Raw genomic sequence first — 19397 nt, 5'->3', positions numbered from 1 at the left:
GAGAAGGTTCGGCACCCCGGCGGAGCGTCACCGCATCCGGGTGGCCCACTCCCGCACCTTGTCGATCCGCTGCCGCAACTGCCCCGCCGTGGCCTCCGCACTCGGCGGCCCCCCGCACACCCGCCGCAGCTCGGTGTGGATGACCCCGTGCGGCTTGCCGCTCTGGTGGACGTACGCGCCGACCAGGGTGTTGAGCTGCTTGCGCAGCTCCATCATCTCCTTGTGCGAGACGATCGGCCGCCGCTCGGCCGGCAGCTCCAGCAGGTCCGCCTCGCTGTCCGGCTTCTTCTTGCTGTGCGCGATCTGCCGGGCCTGCCGCTTCTGCAGCAGCATCTGCACCTGATCGGGCTCCAGCAGCCCGGGAATGCCCAGGTAGTCCTGCTCCTCCTCGCTACCGGGGTGGGCCTGCATGCCGAACTCGGCGCCGTCGTAGAGCACCCGGTCGAAGACGGCCTCGGACTCCAGCGCCTCGAAGGCGAACTGCTCCTGCTCGCCGGTGTCCTCGTCCTGCTCCTTGTTCGCCTCCTCCATCTCCTTCTCGGACTCGGCGTACGGGTCCTCCTCGCCCTCCTTCTTCGGCTTGTCGAGGGCGTGGTCCCGCTCCTTCTCCATCTCGTTGGCGAAGGTCAGCAGATCGGGCACGGTCGGCAGGAACACCGAGGCGGTCTCGCCGCGCCGCCGGGACCGCACGAAACGCCCGACGGCCTGGGCGAAGAACAGCGGGGTGGAGATCGTCGTGGCGTAGACACCCACCGCGAGGCGCGGCACGTCGACACCCTCGGACACCATCCGCACGGCGACCATCCACCGGTCGTCGCCGGCGCTGAAGTCGTCGATCCGCTTCGAGGCGCCGGCGTCGTCGGACAGCACGAGCGTCGCCTTGCTGCCGGTGATCTCACGGATCAGCTTGGCGTAGGCGCGGGCGGAGTCCTGGTCGGAGGCGATGACGAGGGCGCCGGCGTCCGGGATGGCCTTCCTGACCTCGGTCAGCCGCTGGTCGGCGGCGCGCAGCACGCTCGGCATCCATTCACCGCGCGGGTCGAGCGCGGTACGCCAGGCCTGGCTGACCGCGTCCTTGGTCATCGGCTCGCCGAGCCGGGCGGCGATCTCGTCACCGGCCTTGGTGCGCCAGCGCATGTTGCCGCTGTAGGAGAGGAAGATGACCGGCCGCACGACGTGGTCGGCGAGGGCGTTGCCGTAGCCGTAGGTGTAGTCGGCGGAGGAGCGCCGGATCCCGTCCCTCCCCTCCTCGTACGTCACGAAGGGGATGGGGTTGGTGTCGGACCGGAACGGCGTACCGGTCAGCGCGAGCCGGCGCGTGGCCGGTTCGAACGCCTCCAGACACGCCTCGCCCCAGGACTTGGAGTCACCGGCGTGGTGGATCTCGTCCAGGATCACGAGGGTCTTGCGCTGCTCCACCCGGTTGCGGTGCAGCATCGGGCGTACGCCGACACCGGCGTAGGTGACCGCGACGCCGTCGTACTCCTTGCCGAGCGGTCCCGCGCTGTACTCGGGATCGAGCTTGATCCCTATCCGTGCGGCCGCCTCCGCCCACTGCTTCTTCAGGTGCTCGGTCGGCGCGACCACGGTCACCTGCTGCACGACGTGATGGTGCAGCAGCCAGGAGGCGAGGGTCAGCGCGAAGGTCGTCTTGCCGGCACCGGGCGTGGCGACGGCGAGGAAGTCACGCGGCTGCTCCTGGAGGTACCTCTCCATCGCGCCCTGCTGCCAGGCACGCAGCTTGCTGGCGGTACCCCACGGGGCCCGGCCGGGGAAGGCGGGCGAGAGGTGGTGGGAGGGCGTGGAGGAAGCGGTGGTGGTAGTCACGGTCTCCGTGGAAAGGGGTCGGTGACGGGCGGGCGGTTCGGCTACGTATGACAACCGGGCCACCCTACCGGCGCCGCCCACCCGCCAACGCCCGGACGAGGCCGGGTCGCCCCCGGGTGGGACCCACGTCACAACTCCCGCACCCACCCCACGACCACGACACGGCCCCTCCGCTCCGGCACCGGCCCCCGCATCTCCGCATCCGCGCCCATATCCGCATCCGCGTCCGCATCCGTATCCGTATCCGCGTCCGTATCCGCGTCCGCGATCACCGGACCGGCTCACCGCTCCCGCGCCGGCTCATCCCGCCACCCACGGCACCGGCACCGGCTCACCTCTCCCAGACCCGTCGGGTCACCCAGACCCCGGCCAGGGCCACCCCCGCCATCGGCAGGAACACGGCCGCGAAGGCGGCGGGGTGGCTGCCGTCGGCCGTGCCGGCCGCACCGGCCGCCGCGCTCCCGCCGCCCAGGGCGGCGAAGGCCGCTCCGGTACCCGCCAGGAGGACGACGTTGGAGAGGGCGTCGGAGATCTGCAGCGCGGCCGAGTTGGCACCGGCCTCCTCCGGGGCGGACAGCCGCAGCAGGAGCACACTGGTGGAGGACACCACCAGCCCCATGCCCAGGCAGCCGAAGCCCCAGGCGACGGCGACGGTCCAGACGGGCACGGAGTGCACCAGCACGCCGGGCGCGGCCACGATCGCGGCGGCGACCAGCACCATCCCGATCGTCATGAGCCGCTCCCGGTACGGCGCCACGCGTGGCCGGGACTGCAGCCAGGAGCCCAGCGCCCAGGTGCCGCCGCCGGCCGCGAGCGAGAACCCGGCGAGCGTCGGCGAGAGCCCGCGCTGAGTGACCAGCATCAGCGGGACGAAGGACTCGGCGGCGATGAAGGAACCCGCGGAAAGCCCGCGCAGCAGCACGACCGAGGGCAGGCCCCGGGCCGCGCGGTAGGTGCCGCGCGGGAGGAGGCCGAGGACGGCGGGCACGAGCAGGGCGGCGCCGGCCAGACCGGGAAGCAGGGAGAGGGGCCTCAGGTCCTGGGCGGCGTACTGGAGGAGCCCGGCGCCGAGCGAGATACCGAGGGCGAGCCGGATGCGGCGGCGGTCGAAGGACCCGGCGCCCGCGGCCGCGTCGACCGGGCCGGCCGCCCGCCGCCGTATCTGCGGCAGGGCGAGAGCGAGCGGGAACACGACGAGGACCGGCATGCCGAGGAAGACCCAGCGCCAGCCGAGGTGCTCGGTGACGGCACCGGCGGCGAGGGGGCCGACGATGGACGGTACGACCCAGCCGGCCGCGAAGGCCGCCATGATCGCGGGCCGCAGCCGTTCCGGGTAGGCGCGGCCGACGACGACGTACAGGGCGACGATGACCAGCCCGCCGCCGAGACCCTGCACGGCCCGCCCGAGGATGAACACCCACATCGCCTGTGCGGTTCCGGCGACGACGAGGCCCGTGGCGAAGGCGCCGATCCCCGCGGCCAGCGCGCCGAGGGGGCCGCGCCGGTCGGACCACTGCCCGGCGAGGACCATCCCGGACAGGCTGGTCGTGAAGTACCCGGAGAAGGCGAAGGCGTACAGCGCCACGCCGTCCAGGTCCCGCGCGGCGACGGGCATCGCGGTGCCGACCGCGGTCGCCTCGAAGGCGATGAGCAGCACGACGGAGACGATCCCGACACTGAGCGCGCGGTAGGACCGGCCCAGCACGCCGCCGTCCGGTGCGACGGCTTGGTCCACGACGGCGGTGACACGGGATTCGACGGCACTCATGGCCGCCAGCGTAAGGCCCGACACCGAGTTTGACCCCTGTCAGGAGACCGGCCTTCCCTCCGCCCTTGGTCGTACGCCCGACGCGCTTCATGAACGGCGTATGGCAGCCCTGTTGCAACCCCCCGCCCACCCTTGAACCCCACCCCGGCTCCCCCATACGTTCGTCTCACGAACACGGCCGTGTGCCCGAGTGGTTCAGGGGCTCGCCTGCAAAGCGAGTTACGCGGGTTCGATTCCCGCCACGGCCTCCAGCTGCTTGAGAAGGCAGAACGAAAGGTCGGCACCCCTGGAGGGATGCCGCCCTACTACCGTCCGTCTCAGTTGCCGTCTCAGTTCGTCCGCGGTACGGCTTCCCTGCCTACTTGGACCCAAGCAGAAGCGCCACCGTCTCAACACCCTTGGCTGCCCCCCTGAACAGAGTCACCAGCACTATGACCCCAGCAACGGTAGTAAGAGGGCCGGCAACCTGTTCTGGTAGATGCAAGAGCGCGATGCCCACGGCAGCGGCCGCGACTATCAGCGCCGCGACCAACGTTCTCAGTACCTCCCGATCACGCACTGCCTCGTGGCCTTGCAGCTCAGCCTCGTCCAGCAATGCTCCTACGCGGCCCTCGGCGAGCCGATCCCCGATTCGAACCAAAAGAATCCCGAGCTCCCGCATGCCCTCGTCAGGGTCCGCATCAACTCGTGCGGCAGCAGTGCGCATGACCGACACCACCCGTCCTGCGTGATTCTTCCATTCAGACCTGCAGCGGCGGCTAGGTTTGGACCACCCCAACCTTGAAGTCTTCCAAGCGCGAAGCACCAGGCGTTCAGCCTGCGACATCTCGCGAGCCGAATTGGCCATCGACTCCCGCACCAATCCCCTCGCCGACAAAGAACGCCCACATAGAGCTGCATGGCCATACAGAATGAGCGCCGCCCTCAGACGCCTTTCGAGCACAAATAGGCTACCCTTGTGCAGGTTGGCTTCCGTGTTCCTGTCGGCGAGTATGAGACCCAACACCGCCATTGGCCTAGCAGCGTAGACAACCGCCAACATCAGAAATAAAAGTACGGACGAACCAGCAACAAGGTTGTACCACTCTGAGAAGCTAACCCCTTGAACCCGTTGCCTAGCACTCCCAAAGCCCTCATTGAAGCCTGTCACCGCCTTATAGTAGCCCTTGAAAATGGGGTGATAGCCAGGGCCAAATGCGTACAAGATAAGAGCCGCTGCAATCAACAAGCGAAGCGTCCCAACGACCAGGAAGGAAAACGCCCACCGTTCTGCAATCCTTATTCGTCGCTCTGGCTGCGCGATACCCGCATCGGAGATTTCAGCCAAGATGGACGCGGCATAGCGAGCGCCGATTCGCCGCGCTCGGCGATGCAAAAACCTGGAACGAAGAACGCGATCAGCCATGGAGACATTCTGGCAGTGAGCGGGGCGCTGTCGAGTGCTTTGGCGAACATCCGACAAGGCGCTTGCGGGGGTGACCGTTCGGCAGCCCACCCCCGCGCACATCGGCTACTTCCCGCTCGGCAAACGATGTGCTGGGGTGGACCAGATCAGTCCGTCCACTTGCCTTGCTACGTCAGCCCGAACCGCATCAACCATGTGCTGATATCACGCTGCCATGGCGGTGGTTGACCATCCCATGAGCCCCATGACAACACGCTCAGGGACTCCCAGGATGAGAAGAACTGTCGAGGCTGTGTGCCGGGCGTCGTGCAGTCGCCCGTCTCGCACGTGGGCCTCCGCCAGAAGTGCCTTCCACTCAGACCAGTCCCGGCGGTGGCACGGGCTACGGCCGTGCTCGTCCGGGAACACTAGGTCGTTCTCCTCCCATCCCTTCCCGGCCGCCTCCTTCTCCACCTCCTGCGCCGTGAGGTGAGCCCGGAGCAGGCCGACGAGCTGTTCGGGAAGACCGACCGCCCGGCGGCCGGCGCGCGACTTGGTGACGGTCAGCTCCGGGTTGGTCCGTCGCCTCTGCGGGCAGTACCCGGCGGCCTTGCGCCCACACGGCTCAGTGCATCCTGGGCGTACTGCGGCCGGTGGCGGCTACGGCGGACCATGAGGAACCCACCGTCAAGGTCAACGTCCACCCACTGCAACCCCAGCACCTCCCCCTGACGCAGACCGAGCGCGAGGGCAACGGCCCACCGTTCGGGTCCCGTCGCGGCCTCTACCGCCTGCGCGGGCGGACCGAGGGTGGCGGGCCTGCAGCGGTGCCGACCGTTTCTGTTGTTCGTCCGCGTTCTCGTCACGGTCGTTTCGGTCGGGCGGCGCCTGTTCACCGGGCCTGCTCGCCAGAAGGTTTCGCCGTCACTCGGGGATTCGGCGGGCCGTGGTTCAGAGGGATCCGTGGGGGGCGTTCCGGAGGATTTCCGTCCAGTAGTGCCAGGCGGTTTCGGGCAGGGTGGCCGTGGGGTCGAGTGTGGTCAGGGTGTGGAGCATGGCCGCGGCCAGCTGGTCGTAGGCCCGGGTGGTGAGTTCACGGCCCAGGTGCTCGTCGATGGTGCGCTCGTGGTGCAGGAGGAAGAGCGTGAAGGCGAGCGTGGAGACGTCCGTGTTGAGGGGGTGGAGCGTCGCCTCGGGTTCGCTGAAGGTGAGGACCGCGCCCGTTCTGCCGTCGATCACCAGGCTGTTCTGGTCGACCAGATGGCCGAGGCGGATCAAGTGGTCGCAGTGGGCGGGGAGTTCGTCCAAGGGGTAGTCGCCGCCGCGTTCGTCGGCGAAGTACTCGCGGAGGGTCGGCAGCGGGACGTCCGTGTCGGCGAGGAAGAGGACCGCCTCCTCCGGCAGTCCCGTCTCGCGCAGGAAGCGGCGGGTCGGCTCGTGGGTGAGCGTGCCGGGGAAGTCGACCTCTTCGAAGCGGGCCACCCTGCCGTGGCCGAACTCCTGATCCAGCACGCGGGCCGGGACGTCCAGGGTCAGGCCGGACGCCGCGCCCGGCCCGGCGACGAGGGCGAGCGGGCGGATCAGCGCGGCGGCCTTCCAGTACGGCGGGACCCTGCCGTCCGTGCCCTCCTCGAACAGGGCGAGGAGCCGGCGGGAGGCCTCGGCCACCGTCCGGGGACCGAACTGCCCGGCCGGCGTGGCCAGGCGGACGCGCAGGCCCGCCAGTTCCTCGGTGACCGCGGCGAATCTCAGGAGCGTGTCCAGGGAGGGCGCGAAGGGGCGCGGGTCGGACGGCTCGAAGAGGTACGCCGTGGTGATCTCGCCCGTGACGCCGTCGAGCAGGATCGACTCGGGGGTCATGCCCGCCGGGTTGAGCAGCTCGCCTATCACCAGACGGCTGCGCAGCTCCTCCGCCACGCGGAAGGGGCCGCCGGCCGCGTCGGCGAGTGTGCGCAGGCCGTGCGTGCGCAGCGGGGAGAAGGTCAGCAGGTCGGTCTCCGCGGGCAGTCCGGGGCCGGCGAGCAGACCGCGCGTCGGCGCGTGCGTGACGTAGCGGTCCAGCTCCGCCTCGGTCAGCGTGATCGCCGTACTCCCGGTGTCGGTCGTGCTCATCGCTCCCCCGCGGTCTTCCCCGTGCCTGCCCGTGCGAGTACGTCGCCGTGCGCGATCCTCGGTGGGCGTGGCGCCCCCACTGCTCAGCACACTACGCCGCCCCACTGACAACGGCCCTCGGTGGCAATGACGTTCGAGACGGCGGCTGCGTTCCAGGTCCGCGGCGGCCTACCTGCGGTCACGTCACGTGAAGTCGTGGCGGCCGCCCTGCGGTCACGTCATGTGAAGTAGATGCCGCCCAGCACGACGGCCAGGGCCGCTCCGAGGAACAGCAGGATCCACACCGCCAGCTTGCCGGCGCTCGGCGGAGGTTCGTAGCGCGGTTCGTCGGGCGGTGTGCTCACTGGGCCCGCGCCGCCGCCCGCGGGCGGATCGGGAGGCGGCCGGCCGGGCGGCGCCGCTCGTCGGACCGTGTGCTCACTGGGCCGTCACCGCCGCCTGCGGGCGGATCGGGAGGCGGTTGACCGGGCGGCCGGTGGCCGCGCGGACGGCGGAGGCGATCGCCGCGGGCGCCGTGACGACCGGGACCGCGCTGACCGACTTGGCACCGAAGGGGGCGACCACGTCCCGTTCCTCGACCAGCTTGACGATCCGGATGTCCGGCGCGTCGAGGGCGGTCGGCAGGGCGTACCCGGTCAGGTCGGGGTGGCGGATCAGGCCGCGCGGCGCGCGCAGGTTCTCGGTGAGCGCGATACCGACGCCCTGTGTCACGCCCGCCTCGATCCGGGCCGTCAGCTGCACCGGATTGAGGATCCGGCCCACGTCCTGGGCGACCGCCAGTTCGACGACCCGGACCGAGCCCAGCTCGATGTCGACGTCCACCACCGCGCGGATCGCGCAGAAGGCGAGGCCCACGAAGGCGTCGCCCTGCCCGGCGGCGTCCAGGGGCTCGGTGGGATGCGGGCGGCACTGGGCCGTGGCCCACAGTTCCTTGCCGTCCAGCGCCTCGGTGACGGTCGTCGACAGCACGCCGTCGTAGGAGGTGATCTTGCCGTCGGTGATCTGCAGGAGTTCGGTGGACATGCCGAACTTGTGGGCCAGGGGCTGCAGGAGCTGGGTGCGGACCATCTTCGCCGCGCGCTCCACCGCGCCGCCCGACACCCAGGTGTGCCGGCTGCGGCAACCCGCGCCGGCCGGGGGCTGGTCGGTGTCGACCGGGGCGACGTGGACTTCCTCGATGCCGAGGGTCTCCTGGACGATCTGCCGGGCCAGGGTGGTGAAGCCCTGACCGGTCTCCACGGCCGCGCACAGGACGGTCGCGACACCGTCGTGGACCTTCACCGTCGCCGTGGACACCTCGTCGGCGCCCTCCGCGCCGAGCATGTGGACCATGCCCAGCCCGTAGCCGACCCCTCGGCGCACCGCGTCCGGTTCGCCCGCGCCCTCGGGGCCGCCGGGCAGCAGCCACTCCTCCTCGGGCGTGTCCATGGGCAGCGCGGGCAGCGGGAAGTCGCGAACCGCCTGCAGGAGTTCGGCGACCGGCGCCGGGCAGGTCACCGTCTGGCCGATCGGCAGGACGTCGCCGGTCGCGAGGACGTTGCGCAGGCGCAGCTCGGCCGGGTCCAGGCCGAGTTTCTTGGCGAGCTTGTCCATCTGCGCCTCGTAGGCGGCGCACACCTGCATGGCGCCCTCGCCGCGTACGTGGCCGGACGGCGGGTTGTTGGTGCGGACCGCCCAGCCCTCGATGAAGGCGTTCGGCACGACGTACGGGCCGCACGCGAAGGAGACGGCGGCGGCCAGGGCGTCGGCGGAGGTGTCGGCGTACGCGCCCGCGTCGAGCAGGATCTGTGCCTCGACCTTGACCAGGTTGCCCTCGGCGTCGGCGTGGTGGCGGTACCTGAGCAGCGTCGGGTGTCGGTGGGCGTGGCCGAGGAAGGACTCCTCGCGGGTGGCCGTGAGCTTCACCGGGCAGCCGGTCTTGAGCGCGAGCAGGCCGAGGGGGAGCTGGAAACCCTGGTCCTCGCGGTCGGCGGTGGCTCCGGGCACCCCGGTGACGACGATTTTCACCCGATCCGGGGAAAGGCCGTAGCAGGCGGCGGCCGAGTTGCGGTCGGTGTGCGGGTCGGTGGAGGCGAGGTACAGCTCGACCCCGCCGTCGGGGCGGGGCACGGCGAGGCCGGCCTCGGCGCCGATGGGGGCCGGGTCCTGGCGGCCGATGCGGTACAGGCCCTCGACGACGACCTCGCCGGCCGTGTCCGGGTCGCCGTGGTGCAGCGGGATGTGCCGGATCAGGTTTCCGTCCGGGTGCAGCGGCTCGGCCTCGAAGGCGTGCTCGGGGTCGGTGACCGGGTCGAGCACCTCGTACTCGACGATGACGGCCGCCGCGGCCATCCGCGCGGTGTCCGGATGGTCGGCGGCGACGGCCGCGATGGGCTCGCCGTGGTGGCGTACGACCTCGGAGGCGAAGACCGGGCGGTCGGGAATGCCCCGGCCGTGCCGGGGGGTGCCGGGGATGTCCTCGTGGGTGACGACGGCCCGTACGCCGGGCATCGCGCGCGCGTGGCTGGTGTCGATGGACACGATGCGCGCGTGCGCGTGCGGGGAGCGCAGCACGGCCGCCCACAGCAGGCCCTCGGCCCACAGGTCGGCCGCGTAGGGGAAGGTGCCCTCGGTCTTGGCGCGGGCGTCGGCGTGCGGCAGGGAGGCGCCGATGCCGCGGGGCAACGACTCGGCCGCGGGGGCGGATTCCGCCGCGGTGGTCGCGATGCCGGCTTCGTTGCTCACGCCTGGCCTCCGTCCTGGCCGTAGTGCTGGTCGTGCGGCCCGGGGGTGCCGTACGGGTCGGGCGGCGCGTCCCCGTACGCGTCCGGTGCGTCCCCGTAGGTGGCGTCCGGCGCGTCCCGGTAGGCGTCCGGCGCGTCCCCGTAGGTGGCGTCCGGCGCGTCCCCGTAGGCGTCCGGTGCGTCCCCGTAAGGTCCCTGCGGTCCGGCGTAGCCGCCCTGCGGGTCGCCGTAGCGGGCGGGGGCGGTCCGGGGGACGTCGAACGCGCCCGGCGCCTCGAACGCCGACGGGTTGACGCCGCCGGAACCGGGGCCCGCCTGGTGCGGGATGCGCGCCTCGTCCGCGTCCGTCTCGGAGCCGGCGTGCGCGGCCTCGCGTTCGGCGACGACCTCCTTGACGGCCTCCAGGACACCCCGGTAGCCGGAGCAGCGGCACAGGTTGCCGCACAGGGCCTGCCGGGTCTCCAGCTCGCTGGGTGCCGGGTTGCCCTCGAGCAGGTCGTGCACGGTCATCGCCATGCCGGGCACGCAGAAGCCGCACTGCACGGCACCGCACTTGGCGAGTGCGCGCTGCACGTCGGACGGCCGCCCGTCGCCCGCCAGGCCCTCGACCGTACGCACCTCGCTGCCGGCCGCGGTGACCGCGGGGACCAGGCAGGAGGCGACCAGACGGCCGTCGACCTGCACGTTGCAGGAGCCGCACTCGCCCTGCGAGCAGCCGTCCTTGGCGCCCGCGAGGCCGAGCCGTTCACGCAGCACGTACAGCAGGGACTCGCCGATCCAGGCGTCGGTGACGGGGCGGTCGGCGCCGTTGACGCGCAGGACGTAGGAGGCGAGGGGGTGGTCGTCGTGCGGTGGGAGCGGCTCGGCGGCCGGATCCTCGGCGCCCTCCTCGCCCGTGTCGTCGGCCTCGCCCTCGGGCGTGTCGCCCGCGGCGGCCGGCGAGCTCGAGTCGGCGGCGTGCCCGGGTACGGCGCCTTCGGCCGCGTGTTCCGGTACGGATGCCCCGGCCGCGTTCTCCGGTGCGGCGGCCCCGGTCGCGTGTTCCGGTGCGGTGGTACTCGCCGGGGCGGTGCCGGGCGTCGGGTCGGTGGCCCGTCCCCGGACGGTCGTCCGTCCGTGGCCGGTCGTCCGTCCGTGGCCGGTCGTCCGTCCCGGGGCGGTGGCGGCCGCTGGGTCCGTCGTGGTCGCTGAGTCGACGGGTGCTGACGCGTCGTCCGTGTCCGCTGCCGTGGCGGCCTGCCGCCGCACCACCGGGCCTTCGGGCTCCCCGTGGTCCGCCGGGCCGTCAGCGGCCCGCTCAGACGGCTGCGCGAGCCCGTGAACGCCCGTACCCGGAACCGCGGGGCCGTGCAGGCCCGTGTCCGTGGCCGAGAGATCAAGGGAGCCCGTGTCCGCGGTCCCGGGGCCGTGCACGCCCGTGTCCGTGGCCGAGGGGCTGTGGAAACCCGCGTCCGGGACCGTGCCGGACTCCGTCCCCGCCCCCTGCACCGCGTGCGTCGCGGGCCCACCGGGCGCGGCCTGCGCGGCGGTTCCGTCGAGCCCGTCGCCCTGCCCGGCGTCCAGGCGCCCGTGCCCGGCGTGCCCGTTCGGCACACCGGCCTGTTCCACACCGGCGTGCTCCACACCGCCGTGCTCCACGTCGGTGTTCGCCGCGTCGGTGTTCGCCGCGTGGCCGTTCGCCGCGTGGCCGTTCGCCGGCTCGGCGTTCCCCGGCCGGCCGCTCGTAGGCCGGCCGTCCTCCGCGTGGCCGGCCGTGCCGTCTCCGTACCGCTCGTGCGGGGCGTAGCCGTCCGGCCCCTCCGGCGCGGGGGCCGGTGCCGGGGCCGCCGGGTGGGCGCCGGTGTGATCGGGCAGGGGCGCGGCGGGGCCGTCCGGGATCCGTGGTTCCGCCGGCTGGTCCCAGGGGCGGCCCGCGCCGTCCGTCGCCCAGGGCGCGGGGGCGCCGCCGGGCAGGGTGGCCGGTGGGGTGCCGCCCCACTGCTCGACCAGCGAGGACGTGGTGAACTCGCCCGATTCGTCCGGAAGATCACCGCCGGCGACGGGGATGGACCACTGCCCGGTGACGTCGTGCCCGGGAGCGGCCGGACCCGGGGCCGGGGGCTCCTCGAAGGTCCAGTGCTGGGTGGCGCCCGGCTGGTAGGTGAACCGGTCGCCGGCCTCCGCGGACTGTGCCGGGCCCGCGGCGTTCGGGTCGGGCCACCGGGCGCCGCCGGCGGGTGCCGTCCAGGCGCCGGTGGCCGTGGGGTCGCCGGTCCCGGGGGTGACCGCTATCTGCGGCGGCACATAGCCGTGGCCGGGTGCGGCGAGCGGGCTGTCGCCGGACAGCAGGGCGTCGATGCCGCCCTCGGGGAGCTTGACGAAGGCGGTGGCGCCGTCGTCGTAGTCGCCCTGGGGCAGCGGGTTCCAGCGTCCGCCGCCCTGGGGCGTGCCCTCTCCGTGCTGGTCGTCGCTCACGACAGCGCCCTCCCCAGTGCTCGTCGGGCCAGCGCGGCGACGGTGCGCCGCAGGTGCAGTACGGCGGGCGGAAGCGAGGCCACCGAGCCGTCCGGCTCGGGAGCCGGATCGGGGATGCAGGCCGCGGCGACGTACTCGCCGAAGGCGTTCAGGGCCTCCGGGACGAGGGCGCGGTCGTTGTCCCAGTCGATGAGTCGCGCGACCCACTGCTCGGCCTCCAGCGGCCGCAGCGGCATCGGCGCTATGGCTCCGACGGCGCACCGCACCCCGCGCCGGGCGGGGTCGAGGACGAGGGCCACGGAGGCCAGTGCGCGCCCAGGGCCGGTGCGTCCGGTGGCCTTCAGGAAGACCTGCGGGGCGTGCAGCAGGGGTACGCGCACGAAGCCGATGAGTTCGCCGCCGCCCAGCATCTCCACGCCGGCCAGCAGGTGCGACACCGGGATCTCCCGGCGGGCTCCGCCCGGGCCCGCGATGACCAGGGTCGCCTCCAGGGCGGCCAGGACCGGCAGCGCGTCCCCGGTGGGAGCGGCGGAGGCGATGTTGCCGCCCAGCGTGCCGGCGTTGCGGATGTGCGGCGGGCCCGCCGCACGTGCCGCGGCGGCGAGCGCCGGGATGAGGGCCGCGAAGTCGGGGCGGCCCATGCGGGCGTGGGTGAGGCCCGCGCCGAGCAGCGCGTGACCGTCCTGGTACTGCCAGCCGCGGATCTCGCTGATCCGCCCGAGGCCCACCAGGGCGGTGGGCCTGAGCTGGCCGGAGTTGACGGCGGCCATGAGGTCGGTGCCGCCCGCGACCGGAACCGCGGCGGGCATGGCGGCCAGGGCCGCCACGGCCTCGTCCAGCGTCGTGGGCAGCGTGACGGCCTGCGCCGCCTGCGGTGCGTGCGTGGTCAAACCGGCTGCCCCTTCCCGCTGCCCCACCTGGTCCCACCTGTGTGGCCGTACGGTACGTGCTCACAGGGCGGACGTGGCAACTCTGGCACATCTTCGCAAGGCCCGAACGCGGGGGTCCGCTAGGAGGCGTTCGCCCACCTCATCAGGGAGATGGTCCGTTTTCGCACGACATCACCGGTGCGAGCGGATTGCCACTCTTCGGTGACGCTTGCGGTCTTTTTCCATTACCTGTTCGGGGGCGGACCCTCGATCGGGCGTCCGAGCACACCCGGGCGGCGCTGCCAGGGCCGGGGGCCGGCGGGCGGCCGGTAGGCGACGCCGAGGGCGTCGAGTCGCCGGTAGTGGGTGGCCATGCGGCGCTCGAAGTCCGCGAAGTCCCGTTCCGCCGGGCCCGGCAGCCGGCTCCAGGCCACCTCGGCGAAGGCCGCGAGCCGGGGAAAGGTCTGGTAGTCGACGCGCGCGCTGTCCTCAAGCACCTCGGTCCACACGTTCGCCTGGGTGCCCAGGATGTGCCCCGCCTCGGCGTCGGTGAGGCCGGCCGGCACGGGTTCGAACCGGTAGACGTCCTCCAGGGTGCGCACGAAGCCGATCGGCACCGGCTCGTCCTCGCCCGGGGCCTGACGGTGGTCCAGGTAGACGTACTGCTCGGGGCACATGACCACGTCATGACCTGCTCGCGCGGCCGTGACGCCGCCCGCGTATCCGCGCCAGGAGGAGACCGCCGCGTTCTTCGCGAGGCCGCCCTCCAGGATCTCGTCCCAGCCGATGAGGCGCCGCCCGCGTGCGGTGAGCCAGGCGTCGAAGTGCCCGATGAACCAGGACTGCAGTTCCTCCTCGTCGGTGAGGCCGAGGTCGGCGATGCGGGTCTTGGCGGTCACCGATTCGCTCCACTGCTCCTTGCGGCATTCGTCGCCGCCGACGTGGATGTACCGCGAGGGGAACAGCTCCAGGACCTCCTCGAACACCCCCTCGTAGAAGCGCAGGGTGGTGTCGGTGGGGGCCAGTACGTTGGAGCTGATCCCCCAGGTGTCCAGGACGGAGAGGGCGGTGGTGTCGACGGCGTCGGAGTTGCCGAGTTCCGGGTACGCGGCGATGGCGGCCTGCGAGTGGCCCGGTACGTCGATCTCCGGGACGACGGTGATATGCCGTTCGGCGGCGTAGGCGACGATCTCCCGGATGTCGTCCTGGGTGTAGTAACCGCCGTGCGGCTTCTCCTCCCACAGTGGTGAGGCGCGGTGACCGAATTTCGACCGCGTCCGCCAGGAGGCGATCTCGGTCAGCTTCGGGTAGCGCTCGATCTCGATCCGCCAGCCCTGGTCGTCCGTCAGATGGAAGTGGAAGACGTTGAGTTTGTGCGCGGCCATCAGGTCCAGGTAACGCAGCACGCCCTCCTTGGGCATGAAGTGCCGGGCCACGTCGAGGAGAAGGCCGCGCCAGCCGAAGCGGGGCGAGTCCCGCAGGTGCACCAGGGGCAGCCGCCATCGCCCGCCGGGCAGCGGGGCGCGCCGGTGGGCGTCCGGGCCGAGCAGTTGCCGCAGTGTCTGGGCGCCCCAGAACAGGCCGGCCGGACCGCCTCCCACCAGGTGGACGCCGGTTCGCTCGACGGTGAGCCGGTAGCCCTCCTCGCCGAGTTCCCTGGTGACCTGAGGGTCTGTGGAGAGCCGGACGACGTCGTCGGCCCCGGCGTCCCTGGGTGCGAGGGGCAGGCCGGTGGCGGCGCCCAGGGTGCCGCGCAGCCAGCGCTCCGTTCCCGCCGCGCCCTCCCCCGCGGCGAGCCCGGTGTCCGGGCCCAGTTCGAAGGAGTCGTTCCCGTCGGCCGTCGCGTCGAGGGGCGCCGGAATCACATCCACCATGTTCAGTCCTTAACCGCTCCGCCCAGTCCCGAGACCAGGCGGCGCTGCACGAGTACGAAGAAGACCAGTACCGGAATCGTCATCACCGTGGAGGCGGCCATGACCCCGCCCCAGTCCGGCTCGTCCGGCTTGTAGAACACCAGGAGGGCCATCGGCAGGGTCGACTGCGAGGTGTCGCTGATGATGAAGGACTTGGCGAACAGGAAGTCGTTCCAGGCCGAGATGAAGGAGAACACGCTCGTGGCCACCAGGCCCGGCAGAACGAGCGGGAAAAGGATCTGCCAGAGGAACCGTCCGCGGCTCGCCCCGTCGAGACGGGCGGCCTCCTCCAGGGCCTCGGGAACCGCTTTCACGAACCCGCGCAGCATCCAGATCGCGAAGGGGAGCGAGAAGGCGATGTGCGGCAGGATCAGCGAGCCCAGGGTGTTCAACTGGCCGAAGTCCCGCATGAGGAAGAACAGCGGGATCGTGAGGGCTTCCACGGGCACCATCTGGGCCACCAGGAACATGATCAGCAGGGTGGTCCGGAAGCGGAAACGGAATCGCGTCACGGCGGTCGCCGCGAGAAAGGCGATCAGCGCCGAGGCGATCACCACACTCCCCGCCACCACCAGGCTGTTGACGAAGTACCGGCCGAATTCCTGCTGTCCGAAGACCCGCCGGAAGGCGTCCAGGGACGGTGCGAGCGTCCAGGGCCTCGGCCGGTCGGACTCGATCTCCCCGGCCGGCTTGAAGGCGCTCAGCACCATCCAGTACAGCGGGAAGGCCACCACGACGGCGACGAGCAGCGCCGTCCCCTCGGCGAGGAGCCGCCAGGGCCGCCTCACAGCTCCTCCCCCCGCCGGCGCAGCAGCCGCAGATACCCGAGCGTCACGGCCAGCAGGAGCAGCAGCATCACCACGCCGATCGCCGAGCCGAGCCCGTACTGCGAGGAGGCGAACGCCTGCTGGTAGGCGTACACGTTCAGCACCAGGTTCTGGCCCGCGATGCCGCCGCCGTTCGTCATGACGTAGATCTGGGTGAACACCTTGAAGTCCCAGATGACCGACTGGATGGTGACGACGGTGAGGATCGGCCGGAGCATCGGCGCCAGCACCGAGCGCCAGATCCGCCACTGCGAGGCGCCGTCCAGGGCGGCGGCCTCCAGCACCTCGGCCGGTACGGAGCGGATGCCGGCGTAGACGGTCACCATCACGAACGGGAAGGAGCACCAGACCACTTCGAGGAGGACGAGCAGGAAGGCGCTGTACCGGCCGTACGTCCAGGAGTGGTCCCCCAGTCCCAGCAGCCGGTCGACGGGGCCGAAGTCCGGGTCGAAGAGGAACAGCCACACGGTGGAGCCGGTGACCGCCGGGGTGGCCCAGGCGCCGAGCGCGGCCAGCATCAGGGCCAGCCGCGGTACGGCGCGCACGCGCGTGAGGAGGACGGCGAGCGCGCAGCCGACGGCGAGGGTGGAGGCGACACAGGCCGCCGCGAAGACCACGGTGGCCAGCAGCACCCGCCAGAACTGCCCGTCGGAGAACAGGTCCGTGTAGTTGCCGAAGCCTCGGAAGGCGGCCGGTTCACCGCCGCTGACCTGTGCCTGGGTGTAGTGGAAGAGGGAGATCAGCCCGAGCTGGTAGACGGGGTAGACGAGCAGTGCGCCGAGGACGACGAGAGCGGGCGCCAGGTACAGCCAGGGAGTGGAGCGGCCGCCTCGGCGGCGCGGGGAGGTGACGGTCGCGGCTCCGGCCCGCGGGCGCGCGGGGCCGGGCACGGCCCGGGCCGGCCGGCGGTCCGCCGGCACCGGCTTGCCGGGCGCCCTCATCCGGCCGACCCGAACGCGTCGTTCATCTTCGCCGCCGCCGAGCCGGCGGCGGCGTCCACGCTCTTCCTGCCGCTGATCACCTGCTGGAACATGGTCGGCAGCAGGAGCGAGGAGTCGATCTGCGACCAGGCCGCCGATGCGGGGACGAACTTCGTGCCGGCCTCGAGCGTCCGCACGAAGGGTTTCACGAACGGCTCCCGGGCCGCCGCCTGCTGTCGTGTGTCCGTGAACGTCGGCAGGAAGCCCATCGCGTCGAACAGGGCCGACTGCGTCCTCTTCGAGGCCAGCCGTTCCATCAGGTCGACGGCGAGCGTGCGGTGTGCGGTGCTCTTCAGGACGCCGATGTCGTTGCCGCCCGCGAACGCGGGGGCGATCGAGCCGGGTGCCACGCCCGGCAGTGGTACGACCGCGTACTTGCCCTTGACCTTCCCGGCCTCCACGGCCGCGTGGCTGAAGTCGCCGCCGATCGCCATGCCGGCCTTGCCCGCCGCGAACGCCGTCACGGTGTCGTTGCCGCCCATGCCGGCGCACTTGGCGGCGGGGCAGTTGGCGTCGGAGAACAGCGAGGTGTAGGCCTTGATGCCCTTGCGTGCGGCGGCGCCGTCGATCGCGGAGGCGTAGGAGCCGCTCCTGCCGGTCGCCAGCTCACCGCCGTTCGCCCAGATGAAGGGCAGGGCGCCGTAGGTGTAGGCGCCGCCGACGACCAGGCCGTACAGGTCGGGTTTCGCGGCGCGGATCGTACGGGCCGTGGTGGCCAGCTCGGCCAGGGACCTGGGCGGTTCCAGATCCAGCTGCGCGAAGACGTCGGTGCGGTAGTACAGGGCGCGGACACCGACGTAGAGGGGAGCGCCGTAGACCTTGCCGTCCACGGTGACGGACTGCCGGGCGGTCGGGTCGGTGTCCTTGGCCTCGTTCCAGGCGGCGAAATCGCCGGTGACGTCGAGGAGTCCGCCGTCGTGGACGTAGCCGGCGGTGTCGGTGTTGCCGTACTCGATGACGTCGGGGGCGGACTTCGGGTCGTTGAAGGCGGCCTTGACGCGCTGGGCGCGGGTCTCCACGGGGATGTACTCGACCTCGACCCGGGCGTCCTCGTGGGCCCTCTCGAAGGCGGTGACGACCGTGTCGACGACCTTCTTCTTCGGCTCGTTGCCGACCTCTTGGAAGAGCCACACCCGCAGGGTGCCGCTCCTGTCGTCCCGGTCGGAGGCCGGGTTGGAGGAGGACTGGGGGGCGCAGGCGGTGGCGACGACCAGGGTGAGCAGCGCGGCGAGTGGGGCGGACGGCTTCATGGAGCGTTCCTCCGGAGAGTGTGCGTTGCAACATGTGCAATGACTGTTTCGCTCTGCACAACACCAGGAGGCTAAGGACTACATGAACATGCCGACAAGAGGTCTCCACCACTTGGTGACCGGAAAACACGAAGGCCCCCGGGGGCGCGCGGGTCGCGCGCCGTGCCGGGGGCCTCGCGGAATCTCAGGCCGACGGGGAGGGCGTCACTTCTTCTTGTCGCCGCCCTTGTCGTCGCCCCCGCTGCTCATGGACTCGTAGATCTCCTTGCACATGGGGCACACGGGGTACTTCTTCGGGTCGCGCCCCGGCACCCAGACCTTGCCGCACAGCGCCACGACGGGGGTGCCGTCGAGGGCGCTCGCCATGATCTTGTCCTTCTGGACGTAGTGGGCGAAGCGCTCGTGGTCGCCGTCGCCGTGGGACACCTGTGGCGTCGGCTCTACGAGGGTCCCCGTACCAGTCCCGCGCTCGGGCTCAAGAGTGCTCATACCGCCCAGGGTACTGAAGCGCAGGGGCATCAGTTGAGTGAAGGGTCGTCCGGATAGGTGGCCACCATCGCCAGCTCGTTGCGCTGGCGGCGCAGCACCTCGCGCCAGAGTCTCTCCGGCGCCGGCGAGGAGACGTCGCCCGGTTCGGACTCGACCACGTACCAGGCGCCTTCGACCAGCTCGTCCTCCAGCTGGCCGGGCCCCCAGCCGGCGTAACCGGCGAAGATCCGCAAGCCGCCCAGGGCCGAGGCGAGCAGCTCCGGCGGGGCCTCCAGGTCGACGAGGCCGATCGCGCCGTACACCCGCCGCCAGCCGAGGGGGGCCTGGTCGCCGTTCGAACCGCCCGGGATGACCGCCACGCCGAGCGCCGAGTCCAGTGACACCGGGCCGCCCTGGAAGACCACACCGGGCTCGCCCGCGAGATCGGCCCAGCCCTCCAGGATGTCACTCACGTCCACCGGGGTGGGCCGGTTGAGGACGACGCCGAGAGAGCCCTCCTCGTCGTGGTCGAGAAGGAGCACCACCGCGCGGTCGAAGTTCGGGTCCGCCAAGGCGGGCGTGGCCACGAGCAGCCGCCCTGTGAGCGAGGACACCTCGGTCATGCCAGACATGATCCCGCATCTTCCCCCGGTGTGGGGAGCCAATCGGGCGCACCGGAGTGAACGCAGCTCAGGGCGCGGGCATGCGGCCCCGGCGCGCATCGGCGCCCGGTGACCCCTTGTGCCCGTTGGGGAACGGTTCGTGTTGTGACACACCTATGACGTGACTGAGCCGTCCTCAGGCTTACGAGCGAGGGGTGAT

Annotated in this window: 14 protein-coding genes, 1 tRNA gene and 1 pseudogene; 1 reads left to right on the top strand and 15 read right to left on the bottom strand. The window is 71.8% G+C overall.

Annotated elements, in window-relative coordinates; all coding sequences use genetic code 11:
• Window positions 1-27: 27 nt before the first annotated feature.
• Both ACGFT2_RS12155 and ACGFT2_RS12150 read right to left on the bottom strand, forming a co-directional pair.
• Complete coding sequence (locus ACGFT2_RS12155; RefSeq protein ID WP_393276550.1) at window positions 28-1827, bottom strand: DEAD/DEAH box helicase; 1800 nt, start codon at window positions 1825-1827, stop codon at window positions 28-30.
• Between the two features lie 331 nt (window positions 1828-2158).
• Window positions 2159-3595, bottom strand: a complete 1437-nt coding sequence (locus ACGFT2_RS12150) for an MFS transporter (protein WP_393276547.1) — start codon at window positions 3593-3595, stop codon at window positions 2159-2161.
• Between the two features lie 176 nt (window positions 3596-3771).
• Between ACGFT2_RS12150 and ACGFT2_RS12145 the strand changes: the two genes are divergently transcribed.
• Window positions 3772-3846, top strand: a tRNA-Cys gene (locus ACGFT2_RS12145).
• 107 nt (window positions 3847-3953) lie between these two features.
• On the opposite strand, the gene ACGFT2_RS12140 is transcribed toward ACGFT2_RS12145, so the two are convergent.
• The 13 genes and pseudogenes from ACGFT2_RS12140 to ACGFT2_RS12080 all read right to left on the bottom strand — a co-directional run bounded on the left by ACGFT2_RS12140 (window position 3954) and on the right by ACGFT2_RS12080 (window position 19198).
• Entirely contained in the window at window positions 3954-5000 is a 1047-nt protein-coding gene (locus tag ACGFT2_RS12140; protein WP_393276544.1) for a hypothetical protein, read from the bottom strand.
• 105 nt (window positions 5001-5105) lie between these two features.
• A pseudogene (locus ACGFT2_RS12135) lies at window positions 5106-5746 on the bottom strand (site-specific integrase); the annotation flags it as partial.
• A gap of 184 nt (window positions 5747-5930) precedes the next feature.
• Window positions 5931-7091, bottom strand: coding sequence for an SUKH-4 family immunity protein (locus tag ACGFT2_RS12130; protein WP_393276541.1), 1161 nt, complete (start codon window positions 7089-7091; stop codon window positions 5931-5933).
• 218 nt (window positions 7092-7309) lie between these two features.
• The gene (locus ACGFT2_RS12125; RefSeq protein ID WP_393276539.1) at window positions 7310-7435 is read right to left on the bottom strand and encodes a hypothetical protein; all 126 of its coding nucleotides are present in this window, start codon (window positions 7433-7435) and stop codon (window positions 7310-7312) included.
• A gap of 73 nt (window positions 7436-7508) precedes the next feature.
• Window positions 7509-9815 (bottom strand): xanthine dehydrogenase family protein molybdopterin-binding subunit, encoded by a 2307-nt coding sequence (locus ACGFT2_RS12120; RefSeq protein WP_393276537.1) that lies wholly within the window; start codon window positions 9813-9815, stop codon window positions 7509-7511.
• Window positions 9812-12268 (bottom strand): 2Fe-2S iron-sulfur cluster-binding protein, encoded by a 2457-nt coding sequence (locus ACGFT2_RS12115; RefSeq protein WP_393276534.1) that lies wholly within the window; start codon window positions 12266-12268, stop codon window positions 9812-9814. The genes ACGFT2_RS12120 and ACGFT2_RS12115 overlap by 4 nt, the downstream gene beginning before the upstream one ends.
• Window positions 12265-13158: an FAD binding domain-containing protein gene (locus ACGFT2_RS12110; protein ID WP_393276531.1), complete on the bottom strand. Its 894-nt coding sequence runs from the start codon at window positions 13156-13158 to the stop codon at window positions 12265-12267. The genes ACGFT2_RS12115 and ACGFT2_RS12110 overlap by 4 nt, the downstream gene beginning before the upstream one ends.
• Before the next feature lie 224 nt (window positions 13159-13382).
• Window positions 13383-15011 (bottom strand): beta-N-acetylhexosaminidase, encoded by a 1629-nt coding sequence (locus ACGFT2_RS12105; protein WP_393276528.1) that lies wholly within the window; start codon window positions 15009-15011, stop codon window positions 13383-13385.
• A 2-nt stretch (window positions 15012-15013) separates the two neighbouring features.
• Complete coding sequence (locus ACGFT2_RS12100; RefSeq protein ID WP_393276525.1) at window positions 15014-15838, bottom strand: carbohydrate ABC transporter permease; 825 nt, start codon at window positions 15836-15838, stop codon at window positions 15014-15016.
• The gene (locus ACGFT2_RS12095; RefSeq protein WP_393276522.1) at window positions 15835-16818 is read right to left on the bottom strand and encodes a carbohydrate ABC transporter permease; all 984 of its coding nucleotides are present in this window, start codon (window positions 16816-16818) and stop codon (window positions 15835-15837) included. The genes ACGFT2_RS12100 and ACGFT2_RS12095 overlap by 4 nt, the downstream gene beginning before the upstream one ends.
• Window positions 16815-18107 (bottom strand): extracellular solute-binding protein, encoded by a 1293-nt coding sequence (locus ACGFT2_RS12090; RefSeq protein ID WP_393276519.1) that lies wholly within the window; start codon window positions 18105-18107, stop codon window positions 16815-16817. Before ACGFT2_RS12090 ends, ACGFT2_RS12095 begins: the two co-directional genes overlap by 4 nt.
• 204 nt (window positions 18108-18311) lie before the next feature.
• On the bottom strand, window positions 18312-18596 hold the full coding sequence (locus ACGFT2_RS12085; protein ID WP_330458116.1) for a DUF3039 domain-containing protein: 285 nt from the start codon (window positions 18594-18596) through the stop codon (window positions 18312-18314).
• 29 nt (window positions 18597-18625) lie between these two features.
• Window positions 18626-19198 carry a YqgE/AlgH family protein gene (locus ACGFT2_RS12080; RefSeq protein ID WP_393276515.1) on the bottom strand — a complete coding sequence of 191 codons (573 nt, stop codon included), beginning with the start codon at window positions 19196-19198 and terminating at the stop codon, window positions 18626-18628.
• Window positions 19199-19397 lie beyond the last annotated feature (199 nt).

Source organism: Streptomyces sp. NPDC048514 (assembly GCF_043199955.1).
Taxonomy (GTDB): Bacteria; Actinomycetota; Actinomycetes; order Streptomycetales; family Streptomycetaceae; genus Streptomyces.
The sequence above is the reverse complement of the archived record's forward strand: the minus strand, read 5'-3'. Positions and strand labels throughout refer to the sequence as shown.

Coding starts and splice junctions, on each gene's coding strand:
- ACGFT2_RS12085 (WP_330458116.1), bottom strand. CDS start 18,596: ATGAGCACTCTTGAGCCCGAGCGCGGGACTGGTACGGGGACCCTCGTA.
- ACGFT2_RS12095 (WP_393276522.1), bottom strand. CDS start 16,818: ATGAGGGCGCCCGGCAAGCCGGTGCCGGCGGACCGCCGGCCGGCCCGG.
- ACGFT2_RS12150 (WP_393276547.1), bottom strand. CDS start 3,595: ATGAGTGCCGTCGAATCCCGTGTCACCGCCGTCGTGGACCAAGCCGTC.
- ACGFT2_RS12130 (WP_393276541.1), bottom strand. CDS start 7,091: ATGAGCACGACCGACACCGGGAGTACGGCGATCACGCTGACCGAGGCG.
- ACGFT2_RS12080 (WP_393276515.1), bottom strand. CDS start 19,198: ATGACCGAGGTGTCCTCGCTCACAGGGCGGCTGCTCGTGGCCACGCCC.
- ACGFT2_RS12090 (WP_393276519.1), bottom strand. CDS start 18,107: ATGAAGCCGTCCGCCCCACTCGCCGCGCTGCTCACCCTGGTCGTCGCC.
- ACGFT2_RS12140 (WP_393276544.1), bottom strand. CDS start 5,000: ATGGCTGATCGCGTTCTTCGTTCCAGGTTTTTGCATCGCCGAGCGCGG.
- ACGFT2_RS12105 (WP_393276528.1), bottom strand. CDS start 15,011: ATGGTGGATGTGATTCCGGCGCCCCTCGACGCGACGGCCGACGGGAAC.